Raw genomic sequence first — 18,165 nt, forward strand, 5'->3', positions numbered from 1 at the left:
TTGACCTCCCCTTACTTGACCGCGATATCGACGGAGCGATAGGAAGCGATCAGCTTGCCGTCCCCGTCCGCCGCGAACAGCACCGAGCGCTCCCGCTCCAACAGGAACGAGTACACCGCGCCCGTGTCCGGGTCCTTCACTTCGACGTCCGTATCCCAGGCGTACTCCGAGACGAAGACGAACAGCGCGCCTTCCGCGAACGCCAGCTTGCGGCCGTACACGCCCGGCAGCTCGCCGCCTTGCACCCATTCCAGATCCGGCCCGCAGCCCGCAGCCGCAAGCGCGTACTCGTACAGAGCCGCAATCGGCTCGCTCCGGTCGTTCAACTCCAGCGGCAGCCCAGTCCAGAGGATGCGCCCCTTGCCGTGAGCAACCTCAACCACGCGGTCCGCCCCCGCAGCCGCACGAGCCAAGCCGTCCGCCCCTTGCACAGCCCCGTCCGTCGCCGCAAGCGACTCCTTGGCGACCTCGGCGATGCGCCGCTGCCCGTAGCTGACCGCCAGCTTGCGGCCGCCGAGCTCCAGACGCTCCTCGCGTACCACATTGCCGAGCCTGCGCTCGCCGAGCACGTCCGCCAACCGCTCCGTGTGCCGCCAGTAGGCGTCGATGCCCGCCGGACCGGTCAGCACAAGCGTCGCTCCGGTCTCGCCGACAATCGCCAGCAGCTCGGCCAGCGCCGAATCGTCGACATTGTGCGCCGACGGCAGCACAATCAGCTTGGCCGGCACGTCGCGCAGCGGCTTCAAGTCGTACTCCGACACGCCGCGGAACGGCACCTTCAGCTCGTACGAGAGCACGCGGGTCAGCTTCGTCGTCGCGTCGTAGGCGAGCTTCCGGTTCGAGAAGTCGTTCGAGTACGGGAATACCACCGCGACATCCTCCAGCCGCCGACCTCTGAACAGGTCGCGCGTCGCTGCCGCGAAAGCCCCGAAGTCGTAAGAGACGTCCGCCTCCGGCTTCTCCGTGCCGTCCGCGCGCACCGCTCCGATGTGCGACTCGTTCGCGTTGTCCATATAGAAGTTCGTGTTCCAGATCCAGTGCACCGCGCCCGCGCCGCCCGTGGCGAACGCATACGCGTACTTGCGCTCAAGCAGCGAGCGCAGTTCCTCCTCGGAGCGCTTCGCCAGCCCTTCCGGCGTCTCGACGTACATGATGCCCGTCTCCTGGATCAGGTTCGGCTTGTCCGCCGTCTTGGCGAAGATGCCGTCCCACAGCAGTTGGTCGTTCAGCCACCAGGAGTGAACGGTCGTGTAATCCACCTCGGAACCGTAGAAGAACGGCGACGGCCGCTGCGCGCCAAGCGCCTCGTCCTGCCCGACCGTCACCAGATGATCCGGGCACTCCTCCTTGATGGCAGCCGTAAGCTCCCTTGCCCAGCGGTTGTGCATGTCCATCGAGAACAGCGCGTAATCGAGCCAGCGCGTGCCCTTCTTGCCCTGGTGCATGTCCTGCACGTCGAAGTTGATCTCCTCCGGCTCCGGGATGCGGGCGGCGGCGAAGCTCGGCAGCTCTCCCGGCGTCATGCTCCAGCGTTCGCGCAGCAACTCGATCGAACCGTGGCGCTTCTCAAGCCACTGCGCGTATGCTTCCTGCTCGAAGCGATCGCGGGCCGAGCGCGGGCCGTTCGAGAAGATGCGCGGCGGATCGAACATCGACGGCTCGTTGATGAGGTCCCAATCGATGTTCTTCGTGTTCTTGTGGCGGCTGACGATGGAGCGGATGAACCGCTTCTGCGCCTCCACGCTGCGCGGATCGAGGTACGGGTTCGTCCCTTCCCACGTCTCCGGCGTGAACGAGAAGAACGTGAACGTCAGTTGCAGGCCGTGCTTCTTCGCCGTCAGGATGAAGGCGTCGATCGAGCGCAGCACCTCTTCCGACGCGTGGCCGTCCACCTGCATGAGGTTGCGGTAGGCGGTCCAGATGCCCGTGCGAATCCAGTTGATGCCCGCGCGGCGCATCTGCGCCATGTCGCGATCCCACACCGACACATTCGGGAGGAAAAGAAACTTGCGAGCCACGTCCGAGGTCATGTAGGTCATCCCAACAACAGGCAGCGGACGGCCGTCCTTCTCGAAGTAGTCGCGTCCGGCCGACACCGGCGTCCCTTCCGCCAGCAGCGCGGCGTCGTACGCCCAGAAGCCCTGGCGGAGGATGCGAATCTCGCCGTCCGCCGCTTCGGCGCGGCAGACGACGCGGTGATAACCGGCCGCCAGGTCTTGCCAGATCGGAAGGCGCCACAGGCCGAGCGCGGCCGTCACCTTATCCTCAAGCGGATAACGCGCCGTCTCGCCGCCACCGTCCTCGCGTTCGACGCTGATGTCGAACGTCCACACGCGATCCTCGCCGCGCCCGAGCTTCTGCGCCTGAAGCGTCAGCAGCGGGCGCTCGTGCAGCTCGTACGAAGCGTAGCCCGGCTTCAGCCACAGCTCAGTCACGCCTGCCGCGACGAAGCGAATCCAGCCCGCGAGCGCGTCCAGCCCGCCGCGTGCGCCGAAGTCCGCGCCAAGCGGCCGGTTCACGAACAGCCAGCGCCCGCCGGCGAAGTCGCCCTTCGTGTTCTCCCACAGAACGATAGGAGCGGCGACCTCGCGGCCGTCCGTCGTGACGCCCTTCAGCAGCGGATAGATATGCGCGTCCATCGGTCCCGCCGAGCCCATCTGGTCCGGCAGGTCGCTCGTCTTCGTCACGTGCGGAACAAGGTTCCACGTATCGGCGGCGTCGAACAGACCTTCAAGCCCTGCGAGCACCGGAATATCTTCATTCGCCTCATAGCCGACCACCCGTTCCGTGCGCACCGGAAGCATCTCGTGAATACGGAGATGACGATAGTAGGCCGTCTGATCGACCTCGGCCTTCCACTCGCCGTTCTCGGCCCGAACCGGGCTGCGGAACGGAGCTCCGCCCGCGTTGATCAGGCCGCCGCCGCGCTTCAGGAAGGCAAGAATGTCCTCCCAAGCCGCGACGGGGAAGTATGGGGCGTGCAAGGTGACGAAGCAGCCCCCTTCCGCCCCCTTAAGGCTCTCGCCCAGCTCGGCCGCGCCGACGACCATGCCCAGCTCCTTCACCCGCTCAAGCTCCGCCTCGCTCAGGACGGGAGCCCCGGGGAAGGCGGCATCGTAGAAAATCATTTTTTTAACCATCGAGCAATCCATCCTTCATCGCCTTATAGACAAGTTGGGAGAACAGGCTGTTGGACCAGGCGAACCACTTGCGCGTGAACACGGCCGGGTCGTCTGCATGGAAGCCCTCGTGCATGAAGCCGGTGTCGGCGTCGGTCGCTTCGAGCAGCGCGATCATCTCGAGCTTCTCCTCGGCGGTCGAAGCCGTCAGCCCCTGCATGGACAGCGCCATGTGCCAGATGTAGTCCGGCGGCGTGTGCGGGCTTCCGATGCCCTTGGCAACCTTGCCCTCGTAGTAGAATGGGTTCTCCTTGCTCAGCGCGAAGCGGCGCGTGTTCCGGTAGATCGGGTCGTCCGCGGACACGTAGCCCAGGTACGGAATGGACATCAGACCCGGCGTGCCGGCGTCGTCCATCAGGCAGTAGTTGCCGTAGCCGTCCGTCTCGTACGCATAGATCGGCCCGAACTCGGGATGGCGGCAGATGCCGTACAAGCGAATGCCGTAGTCGATCTCCGTCTCCAGCTCCTTCAGCTCGGCGAGCAAGGCCATGTCGCGGAACACCCATTCGGCGAATTCCTGCATGTGGCGGATAACGACGACGGCGAACATGTTGCCCGGAATGTTGTAGTGGAAGTCGCACGCGTCGTCGCTTGAGCGGAAGCCCGACCAGACCATGCCCGTGTAGTTGACCGGCATGCCGAGTCCGCCGTTGCGCAGGGAATCGTGAAGGATGCCGTTGTTGCGCGTAAAGCGGTACGGCGACTTCTCGAAGTGGCGTTGCTCGGTCTTGAACAGGTCGATGATGGCGCGCATCGTCTCCTTGAAGCCCGCATCGAAGATGTCGGCGCGGCCGGTCTCCTTCCAATACCGGTAAGCGAGCCGGATCGGGAAGCAGAGCGAGTCGATCTCGAACTTGCGCTCCCACACCCACGGTGACATCTCGGTCTCGTCGGTCGTGTTCCAGTGCCAGTCGCTCTCGAATTCGTTAAACGCGTTGGCGTACGGGTCGATCTTGATGTACTCCATCTGGCGGCGGATCAGGCCGGCGATGATGCGCTGCAGGTCGGCGTCGTCCTTGGCGAACGGCACGTAGTGAATAACCTGCTCGACCGAGTCGCGCAGCCAGGAAGCCGGAATGTCGCCCGTGATGACGAATGTCGTGCCGCCGCTTAGCAGCTTGGTCGTCGTCTCGAGGGTGTTCGGGAAGCAATTGCGGAAAAGCTTCTGAAGCTTGGGACGATGAGCCAGCCGAGCCTCGGCCTCGTTAAGCACGTCGCGGATCGCTTGAGGAAGAGGGAGGGGCGGCATGTCGATCTTGGGCAGTCGGAATTGTTCCATGGTCAGGGATCTCCACCTTCGGGTAGGAATGGGTAGCAACGGTCAGAAAAGAACTAGAATGGAGGCCGTCTCTCCGGAGCTTAACGGCCTTTAATTTTAACGGTTTTAATCTCGTATGGGGTGAAGCTTAGCTCCAGCTCGCCGCTCGTCGTTGCCGCGATCGGCTCCAGCTCCTCCTCGAGCGCGTTCGAGACGAAGGCCCGCTCGAACGGGCGCGGCCATGTCAGCCTGGCGCGGCCGCGGCCGCCGGACGATTCGTAGAGGCGGAGCACGATGCCGTCTCCGTCCTCGGCCGGCTTGACCGTGTCGAGCACGACATGCTCGCTCGCGAACGGGAGCAGCGTGCCGGACGGCGGGAGCGGCGCGGCTTGCGCGGGCTGCGCTAGGGGCGCGGAGGGCGCGATGAGAGCTGCCGTCGCCCGGGCGACGGCGGCAGCCGCGTTCAGCTCGGCGGCGCGGCGAACCGTGTGCGCGTCCCGCCAATCGCCTTCGTGCGGGTAGAGCGAGTACGTGAACGTGTGCTCGCCCAGGTCGGCCGTGTCGTCCGGCCACTTCGGCGCGCGCAGCAGCGACAGGCGCAGCGTCGTGCCCTGGACGTCGTAGCCATACTTGCAATCGTTCAGCAGGCTGACGCCGTAGCCGCGCTCGGACACGTCCGCGAAGCGATGGCCGCATACTTCATACTGCGCCTGCTCCCAACTCGTGTTGCGATGCGTCGGCCGCTCCAGCGCCCCGAGCGGAATCTCGTAGGTTGCCTTGCTCGCGACAACATCGATCGGGAAGCCGACCTTCAGCAGCTTGTTGTCCTCGTTCCAGACGACACGCGTCTTGAAGTCGATTCGCCTGTCGCTGCGATAGAAGCGAATCTCTTGTTCGAGCTCCGACCGGTGCAGCCTCCAGCGGAACCGCAGAATGTCCATCGTCTCGCCTTGAAGCGCCACGCCCTTCTCGAGCAGCTCCGCCTCCCCGGCCCGCTGCTTCTCGTAGCGGTCGTCGATGTCCCACGCATCCCACAGCGTCGGACGGTCGTGGAAGAAGTGGAAGCGGTTCGCCGCTTCGCCCGGCTTCACAATCTCGCGTCCGGCCTGCTTGTCGAACAGGCGGACAATCTCGCCGCGCGCGTTGAAGCGGATGGCGTAAAGCTCGGTCTCCCATTCGTCGCCGAGTTCGCCGCCAAGCGCCCGTCCGGATGCATCCGAAGCACCGGCGATGCTGGCGACGTTGGCTTGGCGGAGCACAATCGTTCTGCAGCCGAACGCCGGAACGCCCGGCACGACGACCGCAAGGCCGCCGCCTCGCAGCGCATCGGCGGCCAGACGGTTACCTTCGGCATCGTACGCCGCGGTTCCTGCTTCCGCATCCGCCAGCTCGATCCGCACGTCCCGCTTCCAGCCGAGGCTGTTGAACACAACATAAGGCGTGGTGGCGCCGGACGGTTCGGTCGCTCCCGCCGTTGCGGGCGAGCCCGTCGCCGCCGTCGCGGACATTCCCTGCGCCAGAAGCGGCAGCACCGCATTCAGGCTCGCGCTTCCGAGCGCCTCGATCTCGCGGTACTCCTTCTCCGACGTCCGGTATGCTTCCGGAATCGCGGAGCCGGGGATGATGTCATGGAACTGGTTCAGCAGAATCAGCTTCCAGCCCTCGTGCAGCTTGGCCCGCAGCTCCCGCTCCCGCTCGCCGTCCAGATGCGGCAGCGCCAGTGACAGCCACAGCTCGGCCTCGCGGTACAGCAGCTCCGCCTTGCGGTTGCTGCGCTTGTTCCGGCCATGTGTCGTATACGTGCCGCGGTGCAGCTCCAGGTACAGGTCTCCGTGCCAGGACGGCAAGGAGCCGCTGCTGCGCTCGGCGCCTGCGAAGAAGTCCGCCGCCGTGCCGTACTCGTTCGCCGGCTGGCCGACCATCAGCTCGGAGCGGTCGACGTATTGGATCATCTCGCGAGTGACCCCCCCGCCCCCGTCGCCATGACCGTACAGCAGCATCTGCTCGGGGTGGACGGCCTTCTGACGATAGGATTGCCAGTGGTCGTGAATATCCTTCGGCAGCGTGTGCTCGTTGACGCCGTGGTTCAGGTAGGACAAGATCGGCGTGCCGTCGATGCCGACCCAGTGGAACAGGTCGTACGGGAACACATTCGTGTCGTTCCAGCCAAGCTTCGTCGTCATGAAGCAGTCGATGCCGCCATGCTTCAGAATCTGCGGCAGCGAAGCGCAATAGCCGAACGTGTCGGGCAGCCACTCGATCTTCGATACGAGTCCAAACTCCTCTTGGTAGAAGCGCTGGCCGTACAGCATCTGGCGGATCAGCGACTCGCCGCTCGGGATGTTCAGGTCCGGCTCGACCCACATGCCGCCGACGAGCTCGACGCGGCCTTCCTTGATTCTGTCCTTGATCCGGGCATACAGCTCAGGATCGTTCTCCTTCAGGAACTCGAACAGCAGCGGCTGGCTCTGCGAGTACTTGAAGTCGGGATATTCCCGCATCAGCGCATCGACCGTCGAGAACGTCCGGCTCGCCTTGCGCACCGTCTCCCGCACCGGCCACAGCCAGGCGATGTCGATGTGAGACTGGCCGACCATGCGGATCAGCCCCTCTGCGTTGCCGCCGACCTTGCGAACCCCGTCCGCCAGCATCGTCTCGATCCGCTTCAGCACGCCGCCTTCGCGAATCGCACTCTCCTCCAGGCCAACGAACGCGTCCATCGCATGGAACAGCGCCTCGAACAATCGCGTCCGGCGGAAGTCCGCCTCCGGCAGCAGCAGCGCCGAGTCGCGGACGACAATTGCCGTGTGCATCAGGCTCTGTGCCGCGCCGTTCGCTTGCGCAAGCTCGCTGCGGACGCCCGAGATCGGCGGCTGGATCACCGCTTGGCGATTCAGCGGGTCGTTCGGCTCCGGAATCGGGTCGGACAGCTCGATCTCGAGCACGGGCGAGCTGCCGACAGTCGCAGCGTCCAGCACGGCGAACGTATGGTTCCGGTCGAGCCCGGCCCACGACTTGCCGTTCACGCGCAGCAGCCCTTCGCCGCCGGACTCGAACACGAGTCCGATCGGGCCGCGCGAGGCGTCCCAGTCAGCCGGAAGGTCCAGCGTCGTCCGGAAGAAGTACGTCGTGCCCTGCTTGCTCGGGAACGGAACGGTGCCCGGCAGCTTCGCATCGTCGGCTTCTTCCGCTGCCGCCAAGTCCACGCTATCGGTCAAGCCCGCCCTCTCGACAGCCCCGAGCTCCTCGTACTGCCCCGGCAGCACATAGATCGTCTTCTCGATTGCCCAATCGCGAATCCCCTGCCGCTCGAGCCATTGCACGTCGGCCAATTCCCGGATAAAGCGATTCACTCTCTCCAGCATGGAATTCATGCGCCGGCCTCCTCCTTCACGACAAGCTCCGCCTCAAGCGTGTCAACCGAGCTGCCGCCGACCAGAATCTTGAAGACACCCGGCTCGACGACGCGCTTATATCCCTCGCCAATATACTCCAGCTCGGCGACTCCAACCTTAAACGAGACGGTCTTCGTCTCGCCCGGCGCCAGCTCGAGCTTCTTGAAGCCCTTCAGCTCCCGCTCCGGACGGGTGTACGCGCTCGCCTTGTCCGAGATGTACAACTGCACAACCTCGGAGCCGGCCCGCTCGCCCGCGTTCGTCACATCCACCGTGACGGTCGCCTCGCCGTCCGGGCCGATGACGCCCGCCGACACCTTCATATTCGAATATTGATATTGCGTATAGCTGAGGCCGTAGCCGAACGGATACTGCGGCTTGGAATCGGTCTCCAGGTACCGCTTGCCCCGCGAACGCTTGCCATTATAATAGACCGGAAGCTGACCGACATGCTTCGGAAGCGAGATCGTCAGCCGCCCCGACGGATTCGCGTCGCCCAGCAGCAGATCGGCGATTGCATGGCCGCCCTCCTGACCGGGGTACCACGCCTCGAGAATCGCGTCCGCGTGCTCGTCGATCCACGGCTCGGCGATCGGCCGTCCGTTGATATAGACGACGATCAGCTTCTTGCCCAGCTTGCGCACCTCTTGAATCAGCTCAAGCTGCACGCCCGACAGGCGAAGCGACAGCCGGTCGATGCCTTCGCCGCAGTCCATGTCGTTCCAGGAATCCCCGGTCACGACGGAAGCCCCGGTGCGCAGGTCGATCGTCCCTTCGCCGAAGTCCCGGGCGCTGGAGCCGCCGACGACCATCACGACCGTGTCGGCCTTGGCCGCCGTCTCCAGCGCGAGCGGGAACCCCTCGCGATCCTCGCCGCGAACGCGGCAGCCCGGCGCGTACAGCACGCGCTCCGGCTCGTCCGCGAACTTCGCCTGCAAGCCCGCGAGCACGGTCGCGACCCGGCCCGCCGGCTGCGGCGACGTGTAATCGCCGAGCTGGTTGTAGCCGTTGTCCGCGTTCGGCCCGATGACCGCGATGACGCCGCACTCCTCCGCCTTCAGCGGCAGCGCCGCGCCCTCGTTCTTCAGCAGCACGACGCCTTCCGCCGCAAGCTGCCGCGCAAGAGCCCGGTGCTCCTCGCTCCCGATCACCCGTCCGGCCCGAGCCGCGTCGGCATAAGGCCGTTCGAACAGCCCGAGGCGGAACTTCAGCGTCAGCACGCGGCGAGCCGCGCGATCCAGCGCCGCTTCCTTTAACTTGCCCTCTTGATGCGCCTTCAGCAGATGCTTGCCGAACATCTCGCCCGACATCTCCATGTCGATGCCGGCCTCAAGCGACCGCGCTGCCGCTTCCTGGCCGTCCTCGGCCACGTCGTGCCCGGCCGCCAGCATATCGATCGCGCCGCAGTCGGTAATGATCATGCCGTCGAAGCCCCACTCGCCGACGAGGATGTCGTCCAGCAGCTTCTTGTTCACCGTACACGGAACGCCGTCGATCTCGTTGTAAGCCGGCATGATCGACGCTGCGCCCGCCTCCACCGCCTTGCGGAACGGATGCAGGTCGACCTCAAGCAGCTCGCGCCAGCCCATGTGCACCGGCCCGGCGTTGCGCCCGCCCTCGGAGCTGCCGTAGGCGACGTAATGCTTCAGCGTCACCGCTACGCTGTCCTCGGAGGCAAGCGACTCGCCCTGCATCCCCTCGACGGCGGCGACCGCCAGCTCGCCGATCAGGTGCGGGTCCTCGCCGAAGCATTCCTCCGTCCGTCCCCAGCGGGGATCGCGGACGACATCGAGCACCGGCGAATACGTGACCGCGCCGCCCTGCGCGCGCGTCTCCTGCGCGACCGCGCGGCACATGTCGCGGTACAGCTCGACGTTCCACGAGCTGCCGATCACAAGCGGCACCGGGTAGACCGTGCCGCCAATCGCCATATGCCCGTGAGAGCACTCCTCCCCGATCAGGAACGGAATGCCCAGGCGGGAGTTCTCGATCGCGTAGCGCTGAATCTCGTTCACCGCTTCCGCCCCCTCGGCGGGCGAGAGCCCGGTCTCGAGCGTAACGCCCGTCCACGGATCGGCGCGAAGCGTCCCGTACAGAGCCCCGACGGCTCCCTTCGCCACAGCTTCTTTAAACGCGTCTGTCAGCTTTATTTTGCCATCTATATGGTTATAGGCCTGCCAGCCGAACGGTTGGATCAACTGGCCGATCTTCTCTTCCGTCGTCATCTGCTTAAGCAGCAGCTCCGCCCGTTCCTCGGGCGATCTCGAAGCGTCTCTGTACTCCACTCTCACTCATCCTTCCTTGTTCTTCCTTGTTCTTCCTTGTTCTTCAATCCCCCGGGCTCGCGCCCGGGACGCCGCTTATTCCTTGACCGAACCGACGGTCAAGCCTTGCACGAAGTAACGCTGGAAGAACGGATAAGCGAAGATGATCGGAAGCGTCGCCAGCACGACCATCGCCATGCGCGCCGTATCCTGCGGCATCGAAGACAGAGCCTCGAGGCTTACCGCACTGTTAAGCGAATTCTGCTGAATGAACTGCATGCTCGATTCGATCCGCATGAGCATGGATTGAAGCGGAACCTTGTTCGGGTCGTCAATGTAGAGCAGAGCGTTAAACCAGTCGTTCCAGTAGCCCAGCGTGCTGAACAGGCCGATCGTCGCCAGACCCGGAAGCGACAGCGGCAGCACAAGGCGGATAAAGATCTTGAACTCGCCGGCGCCGTCGATCTTGCCCGATTCGATAATCGCGTCGGGAACGCCGGTGATGTAGAACGTGCGCAGAATCATGATATAGAAGGCGTTCATCGCCAGCGGCAGTATAAGCGACCAGACGCTGTCCTTCAGGTGAAGAAGCTGGGTCACGACGATGTATGTCGGGATCATCCCGCCGTTGAACAGCATCGTGAACACGGCGAACAGCGAGAAGAAGCGGCGATAAGCGAAGCTCTTGCGGGAGACGGCATACGCGTACAGCGCAATCATCAGCAGGCTGACGATCGTGCCGACGACCGTGACCAGAATGGTCACCCCATAGGAGCGAAGCAGCGTGTCGCCGGTCTTGAAGATATACTCGTAAGCCCCGAAGCTCCACTTCTCGGGCCAGATGCGATAGCCGTTCGAGGCCAGCACCTTCTCGTCGGTGAACGAGATGATCGTGACGAAGAGGAACGGGAACACGCAGAGAAGCGAGAAGAGGGCGGCAATAACGTTGAAGACGACATTCCAGCCTCGCGTGATCTGGTGGAAGTCGCGTTTGCTCTTGGTTGCAGTTGCAGTGGACAACGTGGGGTCCTCCTTTCTGGGACTCGGGGAATTAGAACAGCGCGCTGTCCTTGTCGAGCTTGCGCACGACGTAATTGGACACCATGACGAGAACGAAGCCGACGACCGATTGGTACAGGCCGGCCGCAGTGCTCATGCCGATCTCGCCCGTCGTCTTGAGGCCGCGGTAGACGTACGTGTCGATGACGTTCGTCACCGAGTACAGCGTACCGGAGTCCCGAGGAACCTGATAGAAGAGACCGAAGTCCGCGTAGAAAATTTTGCCGACCGCCAGCAGCGTCATAATGATGATAATAGGCTTGAGGAGAGGGAGCGTGATGTTGCGCACCTGCTGCAGCTTGCTCGCTCCGTCGATCATCGCCGCCTCGTACAGCGACTTGTCGATGCCCAGGATGGACGCCAGGTAGACAACGCTGCTGTAGCCGATCGACTTCCAGAGATAGACGAAGATCAGAATATACGGCCAATAGGTCGGATCCGAATACCATTGCATCGAATCGACCCCGAAGTAGCCCAGTATGTGATTCAGCAGCCCGCGGTCCATGCTCAGGAAGCTGAACGCGAAGTAGCCGACGATGACCCAAGAGAGGAAGTACGGCAGGAACATGCCCGTCTGATACAGCTTGGCGAGCTTCTTGTTCGCCAATTCGGAGAGCAGAATGGCCAGGGCAACGGAGCAAACAAGGCCGAGGACAATAAACGCGATGTTGTACAGCAGAGTGTTGCGGGTGATCGTTAAGGCGGCATCGGTGTTGAACAGGAATTTGAAGTTGTCCCAGCCTACGTTCTTGCTGTGGATCAGGCTGTACCAGAAGCCGTGGCGGCTGAAGCGGTATTCCTTGAACGCCGCGATTGTGCCGACCAGCGGAAGATAAGAGAAGCACAGGAACCAGACGGCGCCCGGAAGCACCATGAGCAGCAGCACCTTGTTGCGGTTGAAGCGGCGGAAGAATGAGCCTGCCATCGTGTCGTATCCCTCCCATGAAGTCATGAAGTTCGAGTAATAAAGTTCGAGTAATGATGTGCGTAAGCAAAAAAGATCGGGCGCACTAGGCCCGCCCGATCTGCTGTCTGTGTCTAAGAGCGTCTTACTTGTTCTCGGCTGCCCAAGCGTCCAGTTGGCTTTGCGCTTCGGCGATGACCTTGTCCAGGCCGGCCTTCTTGAACTCTTCGATCGCCTTCGGCAGGTACGTGGCCGGATCGACGGTGCCTGTCATCAGCGAGGACCAGAATTGCTCCTTCACGTTCTGAACGGCCGTCATCTCGGTCGCTACCTTAGTGCTGTCGAAGTTGAAGCCCAGGATCGGAGAAGCGACGCCTTCTGCGTTGAACTTCTTGAACTGCTCCCACTTGTCGTCCGGATCGCCTTCGTTCAGGTACAGCAGCATGTTGTTGCCCAGCGAGTAGGACGGCATGTTGTAGTTCTGCGAAGCGTCGAGGTTCTTCATGTGCGTGGCGTCGATCATCTCGTAGTGAGTGCCCTCGATGCCGGAGTCGATCATGTTGCGAAGCTTCGCGTCGGTGTTCAGCAGGTTCAGGAACTCCATCGCCTTCTCCGGATGCTCGGAGTTGGCCGAGATCGCCATGACCGAGCCTTGAACCGACGTGTTCGTGATGATCGCGTCGCTTGCCGGCGTCGTGGTGACCGGGTAGCCGTAGGAAGCGGACCAGAGGTTCTCCGCCAGCGGCTGGGTTTGCGCGCGGTCCAGGAACCACTTGCCGGACGTCGTCAGGTCGCTCGTCGAGCCCGTCGTTGCCGCTTCCGGAGCGACATAACCCGCCATGTAGTACTTGTGCATCGTGTCGAGGGCGGCCTTCATCTCGTCCGTCTCGAGGATGTTGACGACCTTCAGCTCCGATCCGTCGAGCTTGACGGCCATCGGCATGTTCGTCACGAGGTAATCGTAAGGAACGTACGGAACATAGTTCTTGTCCATCGCGAACGGAGTCACTTCCGGCTCCTTCTCCTTGATCGCCGCGAGCAGAGGCTCAAGGCTCTCCAGCGTCTTCACGCCGGACGTGTCAAGCTGGTACTTGTCCACGAGGTTCTGGTTGAAGCGCCACACTTCAAGCTGCGGAAGCTCCTTGTTGGCCGGGATGCCGTAGTTGTGGCCGTCGACCTTGGAGCCGCTGAGGAAGCCCGGATCGATCGTGTCGACGATGCCTTGGCCGTACTTCGCCAGCAGGTCGTCGAGCTCGAGGAACGCGCCCTTGCGGACGTTCTGCACATAATCGAAGCCGCCGGCGGAGGTGAACAGGATGTCCATCGGTTCGCCCGAAGCGACCAGAACCTGCATCTTCTGCGTATAGTCGCCCCAATCGATCATCTTCATCTTGATCGTGGCGTTGATCTTCTCTTGCGTATACTTGCTGACCTCCGCCATCACCGTGTCGACGTCCTTCTGCGGAGTGCCGATCGTGTACCAGATCAATTCAACCGGCTTCTCGGAGCCGCTTCCCGAACCGCTGGATGCCTCGTTGCCGTTGTTGCTGCCGCACCCGCTCAGAATGATCGAGAATGCCGTCGTTGCCGCCAGTGCCAGCCCTGCCCTTTTCTTGAACTTGCTCATCTTTGTCTGTGCCCTCCTCGAAGTTGCTCTCGCTTGAAGCTGCTCTCACTGAAGTTGCTTTCCCTTAACATGTCCTAACTTTAAAACATGAAAACCGTTTCAAATAGACGACAAACTTAAGAACTGCTGTTCAAATTAAAGATCAAATGAGAAGAGCCGTCAGGGAAAATCACCCTGACGGCTCCTCGTGCTTCTCGCGCGCTTGGAACTCGGCGCTATGCGCACCTCTGTTCCGGTGGTGGGGCCGGTTCCGTTTGCGGTTTGTGGTTTCGTGATTTGTTATTTGCGGTTTGTCGTTTGCGGTTTGTCGTTTGTCGTTTGCGGTTTGCGGTTTGCGGTTTACGGTTTCGTGGTTTAATTTGGTTTGTGGTTTGGTGGTTTGGTTTTAAGATGTGGAGCTTTTGCGATTTTATGTGGTTTTTCACATTCGTCGGCCTGAATTTGCGGGAATCGAGGCGTTTTATGTGGTTTTTAGCATACATGCGGCAACTCGGTCCGGAAATTCCTCCATTTATGCTATTTTTCACATATAATCGCCCAACCTGCCCGTTATCGCGCTGCACGAATGTGAAATTTCACATAAATTCCCGGTAAGTGGCGGGATCGCGGCGAGATCAGCGGGACGGGCGACTTCACCGACTTTATCGGAGGCCCATCCCGCTATTCCGTGCTTGATCGCCCGCTCTCGATTATATTTTGCACTTGCCCGCCTTCTTCGCACTTGCCCGCCTTCAATGAAGGCCTTTGAATTCGCTAGGCGAGACGCCGACGAACTTCTTGAACTGCTTGTAGAAGTAGCCGGTCTCCCAGTAGCCGACCTGTCTGGCGATATCATGCACCTTGAGCGGCGTCGTCTTGAGCAGCTTCTTCGCCTGTTCGATCCGGTACTTGTTGATGTGCTCCGTGAAGCTCTCGCCCACTTCCTTCTGGAACAACTGGCCGAGGTAGACCGGGTGGATGTGGAACCTTGCCCCGAGCGCCTTCAAGGACAATTCGGCCGCGTAGTGCTGCTCGATCTCGTGCAGCACCTGCCGCACGACGGGGCTGCGCGCATCCAGCGCCAGCGAGTCCGCACAGCGTTCGGCCACCTGCCGCACGGCGTCGGACAGCTCCGCATAGTGGGTCGCCGAATTGGCCTGCCCGATGCCGCCCTCGAACAGCTCCGGCTCGTCCGTATGCTTGATCGCCTTCAGCTCCATCTTGAAGCGGACGATCAGCTCGAGCGCCACTTCCTGCAGCAGGGCGGGCGTCATACCCTCGAACTGTCGAATCCGCTCGAAGTCGGCAGCGATCAACTCTGCCAGCTTCTCCTTGTCCCTGGCCACGAGCAGCTTCGCGTACGTCTCCCACTCGATCGGGAATTCCCCCAGCTCCGCCTTCTTAAGCGGCACGGTGTCCTCGTAATCGACCCAATCCCGCTCCGGATCGATCATGAAGAACTCCTGCGCCTTCTTCGCTTCGCGGTAGCTCTCGGAGATCGAGGCGAGCAGCGGGTGCACGGAGCCGAGCGACAAGCGGACGGGCGATTCTCCTGCACCGTCGGCAGTTGCCGGTGTGGGGAAGGGCTTGCGGGCCTCTCCTGCCTCTTCCGCTCCTTCCGCAACGGAGGCCGCGCCGCTGAGGCCGGGCGCGGCAAGCCGCTTCAGCTCGCGCGCCAGCTCCGTGCGATCCGCCTCCTTAGCTCGCAGCTCCGCCAGCACAACGATGTCCCCATCGAGGTCGCGGAACGGCATGACCGACCGCGAGCCCTCGAAGGCGGCGGATATCCGGTCGAGAAGCGCCTCTTGCGCTTCTTGCTCCGCGAGCGCCTCCGGCACCCCTTCCGCATCCAGCGTTCCCTGAACCTCTCGCATTCCTTCTGCATCCGACGTTCCCTGAAACTCTCGCACGCCTCCCGCATCCGGCGTTCCTTGAGCTTCCGGCTGCTCCGCAGGCCCCCGCCGCAGCAGCGCGACGAAGCCGTAGGGAGCCTCCAGCGACAAGCCGAGCAGTTCGGCCCGCTCCGCCAGCTCCGACTTGGAGATGGCGCCGTTCATCCAGCGATAGAGAGTATTGTCACGCATGATCTGCACGTTATGCCGCTGCAGCCGGGCATCGGTCCGGGAGCTCAGCAGCTTGTCGGTCGTATTGCGCAGCGTGTCCTGCAGCTCCTTCACGTTGATCGGCTTCAGCAGATAATTCTCAATGCCGAGCTGCATTCCTTCCTTCAAGTAATCGAATTCGTTGAACCCGCTGAGCACAATCGCCTTCAGCTCCGGGCGGAACTCCCGCGCGCGGCGGATCAGGTCCAGCCCGTTCATGAGCGGCATGGAGATGTCCGTAATCAGGATGTCGACCGGCGTCTGCCGAATGCGCTCCAGCGCGTCCCGGCCGTTCTCCGCGCTCCCGACCAGCTCCAGCCCGTAAGCCGGCCAATCGATCAGGTCCATCATCCCTTCGATAATAAATGGCTCGTCGTCGACGAGAAACAGGTTGAACATAGCGCGCTATCCCTCCTCTCCGTCTTCTTTCCGTCTCTCTTCCACCACGCGATTCGGGTCGGGGAATTCAACCGTCACCGTCGTTCCTTCCTCGGGATCGCTCTCCAGCGACAGGCCGTACCCGGCCCCGTAAGCAAGCTTCAGCCGCTCGTGTACGCTGCGCAGCCCGAACGAACTGCTCTCGGTCTCCGGATAGTCGAGCTCCGCGCGGATTCTCTTCAGCCGTTCCGGATCGATCGGCTTCCCGTTGTTCCATACCTTTACGCGAATGAGCCCGTTCGCCGCTTCCGCCCGGATCGCGATTCGATTGTCGCGCCGCTGCGATTCCATCCCGTGAACGATGTAGTTCTCGACGAGCGGCTGCAACATCAGCTTCGGGATGCGAACGGCGAGCAGCTCCGGCGGGCATTCGATCTCGAACGCCAGCTTATCCTTATATCGGATGCGGAAGAGCTCCAGGTAGAGCCGGCACATCTCCAGCTCCTCGTTCAGCTTCGCCTCCGCGCTTGGGCGGATCGAACCGCGGAACAACGCGGCCAGGCTGTAGATCATCTCGCCGACATCGTCCGCCCCCTGGGACAGCGCACGCATCCGAATGGCTTCCAACGTATTGTATAGAAAATGCGGGTTAACCCGAGCCTGAAGCGCCGCAAACTCGGACTGCCGCAGCCGGAGCTCCGACTTGTATTCGCGGTCGATCATCCGGTTCAGCTCCTCCACCATCTCGTTGAAGCTGCGGGAGATCTGTCCAAGCTCGTCCTCTCGGGAATCCTGAAGGCGCGCATTCAGATCGCCGCCCTCGACCTTCTTCATGAACCGCACGATCTTGTTCGTTCTCCTGGAGATGCTCACGATCAGAAGCGACGGAATGATAACCGCGATCAGAATGCACACCGCGGCAATCAGAATGATCGTGTTCTTCAGCCGTTCATACGACTTCGCCATCTCGCTCTTCGGTGCAATCCCGACAATCCGGTACCCCGACGTTGCGGATTGAAGAATGGAGACATACGACGGCTCCTCCAGCTTGGCCGTATCCTCGTAAACGCCGAGTCTGTCCGCATACGGGTAAGGATGCCCGTAGTAGCGGCCGGAGGAATCGAACATGACCTGGTTGTCCGCCGTCAGCACGAGAATGCTGCCCTTCGCCGCCCCCGCGCTGCTCGTCAGTGCCTGGCGAACCATCTCGGAATCGAAGTAAACGATCAACTGTCCGATGTTCTTAAGCGTATCCTTGTCATTGATTCGCACCCGCATCGAGTACAGCCTCGTATCCCACTGGTTGATCAGCTTGCGCACCCAGACGTTCGGCGTCGATGCATTCGCCCCGTCCAGCGACATCATATCCGGAATATAAGAGCGGGACGTGTTCGTCTGGTAGATCTTCGGCGAACCGACCGACTTGTACGCATACAGCGTCTGCTTGTCCGAGCTGTACACGATAATGTTGCGAATATCGGCATCCGCCTCGAACTTGTCGCCGAAGTACGAGATCGCGTTGGTCGAGTTGCCGCTGCCGGGGGAATAACCTTCGCCAAGCCGATATTGAATGTACTCTTGATAAGAGTGCTTCAGAAGATACGAGACGTTGTCGGACAGAAGGTTGTCGCGATAGCTGATCTGGACGACGGACTGCACCCATTCGTACTTCTGCTCCAGATACAGGTTGACGCGGTCCATGGCCTCCCGCTGGTTGCTCAGATCGTTGCGGACGATCGAAGCGGAGATGTAGCCAAACAGGAAGTACGAGAACCCGATAACCGTCAGGATAACGATGACCGCGAAGACGAAGATCACTTTGACGAACAAGTTGTTCTGGATGTAATTGCGGTAAATCCTTCGCAGCCTCATTGCACGGTATCCCTCGCTGTCCTCGTCCGTTCTCTTTTCCGCTTATTATAGCACGAACGGGACAGGGAACAGTCGCCAGCATCTTGAGGGCGGAGGCGGAATGGATGGTATGGTTTCTCACACCCATTCGCCGAGCCGCCGCGCAATC

General features: G+C 62.0%; 9 protein-coding genes. All 9 read right to left on the reverse strand.

Annotation, left to right across the window (positions count from 1 at the left end):
- Positions 1-11 precede the first annotated feature (11 nt).
- Positions 12-3,140, reverse strand: a complete 3,129-nt coding sequence (locus tag E6C55_RS28635) for an alpha-amylase family protein (RefSeq protein ID WP_136373261.1) — start codon at positions 3,138-3,140, stop codon at positions 12-14.
- Positions 3,133-4,458, reverse strand: coding sequence for a glycoside hydrolase family 125 protein (locus tag E6C55_RS28640; RefSeq protein WP_136373262.1), 1,326 nt, complete (start codon positions 4,456-4,458; stop codon positions 3,133-3,135). Before E6C55_RS28640 ends, E6C55_RS28635 begins: the two co-directional genes overlap by 8 nt.
- 80 nt (positions 4,459-4,538) lie before the next feature.
- Entirely contained in the window at positions 4,539-7,799 is a 3,261-nt protein-coding gene (locus E6C55_RS28645; RefSeq protein ID WP_136373284.1) for an alpha-mannosidase, read from the reverse strand.
- A gap of 8 nt (positions 7,800-7,807) precedes the next feature.
- Positions 7,808-10,057 carry a glycoside hydrolase family 3 N-terminal domain-containing protein gene (locus E6C55_RS28650; RefSeq protein WP_136373285.1) on the reverse strand — a complete coding sequence of 750 codons (2,250 nt, stop codon included), beginning with the start codon at positions 10,055-10,057 and terminating at the stop codon, positions 7,808-7,810.
- Positions 10,058-10,192: 135 nt separating this feature from the next.
- Positions 10,193-11,116, reverse strand: a complete 924-nt coding sequence (locus E6C55_RS28655) for a carbohydrate ABC transporter permease (RefSeq protein ID WP_136373263.1) — start codon at positions 11,114-11,116, stop codon at positions 10,193-10,195.
- Between the two features lie 31 nt (positions 11,117-11,147).
- Positions 11,148-12,080: an ABC transporter permease gene (locus E6C55_RS28660; protein ID WP_136373264.1), complete on the reverse strand. Its 933-nt coding sequence runs from the start codon at positions 12,078-12,080 to the stop codon at positions 11,148-11,150.
- 124 nt (positions 12,081-12,204) lie between these two features.
- Complete coding sequence (locus E6C55_RS28665; RefSeq protein ID WP_136373265.1) at positions 12,205-13,686, reverse strand: ABC transporter substrate-binding protein; 1,482 nt, start codon at positions 13,684-13,686, stop codon at positions 12,205-12,207.
- Between the two features lie 731 nt (positions 13,687-14,417).
- A complete protein-coding gene (locus tag E6C55_RS28675) occupies positions 14,418-16,166 on the reverse strand; it encodes a response regulator transcription factor (protein ID WP_136373267.1) in 1,749 nt (582 codons plus the stop codon).
- Positions 16,167-16,172: 6 nt separating this feature from the next.
- Entirely contained in the window at positions 16,173-18,017 is a 1,845-nt protein-coding gene (locus E6C55_RS28680; protein ID WP_136373268.1) for a sensor histidine kinase, read from the reverse strand.
- Positions 18,018-18,165 lie beyond the last annotated feature (148 nt).

This window comes from Cohnella fermenti (assembly GCF_004801405.1).
Classification (GTDB): Bacteria; Bacillota; Bacilli; order Paenibacillales; family Paenibacillaceae; genus Cohnella; species Cohnella fermenti.

Excerpts from the sequence above, each read along its gene's own strand:
- E6C55_RS28635 (WP_136373261.1), bottom strand. The coding sequence starts at position 3,140 with ATGGTTAAAAAAATGATTTTCTACGATGCCGCCTTCCCCGGGGCTCCC.
- E6C55_RS28640 (WP_136373262.1), bottom strand. The coding sequence starts at position 4,458 with ATGGAACAATTCCGACTGCCCAAGATCGACATGCCGCCCCTCCCTCTT.
- E6C55_RS28650 (WP_136373285.1), bottom strand. The coding sequence starts at position 10,057 with ATGACGACGGAAGAGAAGATCGGCCAGTTGATCCAACCGTTCGGCTGG.
- E6C55_RS28660 (WP_136373264.1), bottom strand. The coding sequence starts at position 12,080 with ATGGCAGGCTCATTCTTCCGCCGCTTCAACCGCAACAAGGTGCTGCTG.
- E6C55_RS28665 (WP_136373265.1), bottom strand. The coding sequence starts at position 13,686 with ATGAGCAAGTTCAAGAAAAGGGCAGGGCTGGCACTGGCGGCAACGACG.
- E6C55_RS28675 (WP_136373267.1), bottom strand. The coding sequence starts at position 16,166 with ATGTTCAACCTGTTTCTCGTCGACGACGAGCCATTTATTATCGAAGGG.
- E6C55_RS28680 (WP_136373268.1), bottom strand. The coding sequence starts at position 18,017 with ATGAGGCTGCGAAGGATTTACCGCAATTACATCCAGAACAACTTGTTC.